At 72.4% G+C, this 1,112-nt stretch carries 1 protein-coding gene and 2 pseudogenes; all 3 read left to right on the top strand.

The genetic code is table 11. The annotated features are described in order from the left end of the window. Positions 1–225 (top strand): annotated as a pseudogene (locus ASG63_RS21110) (PhnA-like protein); the annotation flags it as partial. A gap of 57 nt (positions 226–282) precedes the next feature. Next, positions 283–699 carry a CsbD family protein gene (locus tag ASG63_RS21105; protein ID WP_056221335.1) on the top strand — a complete coding sequence of 139 codons (417 nt, stop codon included), beginning with the start codon at positions 283–285 and terminating at the stop codon, positions 697–699. 205 nt (positions 700–904) lie between these two features. After that, a pseudogene (locus ASG63_RS21100) lies at positions 905–1,112 on the top strand (YidB family protein); the annotation flags it as partial.

The raw sequence follows: 1,112 nt of genomic DNA, 5'->3' as shown, positions 1-1,112 counted from the left end.
AAGGCCCAGATCCAGGACTACCGCAAGCAGTACGACGAGACCGTCGCGACCGCCAAGGCGAAGGCGGAAGCCGCGGCCGTCGCCGCCAAGTCCGCCGCAACCCAGGGCGCCTTCTACGGCGCGCTCGCCCTGATCCTGGGCGCGCTCGCCGGCTTCCTCGGCGGACGCCTCGGCGCCCCCAAGCGCCACACCCTCGCCGACAGCGTCGACGCCCGCCGCGTCTGAGCCCATCCCGGCCGGTCCCCGCGACCGGCCGGATCCCCGAACAGCAGGAGACCTGCCATGAACGGCGATCAATTCCGCGGCGCCTCGCGCCATCTCAAGGGCCGTGCCCAGACCGTGGTCGGCGGCCTCACTGGTGACCCGGCGCGCCAGGTGCGCGGCGCCGTGAACCAGGTGGCCGGCGGCGCCCAGTACGCCTACGGCCGCGCCCGCGACCGGGCCGAGGATCTCGTCGATGACGGCCGCCACCTCGCCCACGAAGTACGCGACCGCGCCGGCCACTGGATCGAGGAAGGCCGCGACCGCGCCGATCACCTGATCGACGAGGGCCGCGCCTTCACCCGTCACGCCCGCAAGCGCGGATCGACCTACGGCCGACGGGCCGTGCGCTACGCCGACGACAACCGCGCTTCAGCGCTCCTTGGCCTCGCCGCCGTCGCCTTCGCGGTCGGGTGGTTCGCCCGGCCCCGGCGTTGATCTGCGAGCCGATTCCCGGGCTTGGCTTGCCGGACGCGAAAGGCTCCGGGAAGCCGCCCTGGAACGGAGCGTGGGATCCGTCGGTGCCCCATCCCCGTTCTCTAACCTACGCGCGCCGCCTCGGCCGATCGCGATCCTGCCGACAGGCGAGCGATCACCCTCGGATCGTACCGTTTCTCCCAGACCTCGGACCACAGGATCGACGATGAGCAAGGGCTACCCCTCGATGACCGCGCTGCTGGGCCTTCTGGCCGTGGCCGGCTACCAGAACCGCGACAAGCTCGCCGAGCTGTTGAAGGGCCACGAGCCCACCGCACCCCAACGCACCGTCCCACCGATCCCGAACACAGCCTCCACCGGCACGGCCACCGGCAGCGGCGGCCTCGGCAATCTAGCCGGGCTTCTGGGCGGCG

Origin of the sequence: Methylobacterium sp. Leaf94, assembly GCF_001426045.1 — a bacterium.
Classification (GTDB): Bacteria; Pseudomonadota; Alphaproteobacteria; order Rhizobiales; family Beijerinckiaceae; genus Methylobacterium.
Note: the sequence above shows the minus strand (reverse complement) of the source record. Positions and strands in the feature narration are given on the sequence as shown.

Bases quoted from the DNA above. Each gene is read 5' to 3' on its own strand.
- ASG63_RS21105 (WP_056221335.1), top strand. From the start codon at position 283: ATGAACGGCGATCAATTCCGCGGCGCCTCGCGCCATCTCAAGGGCCGT.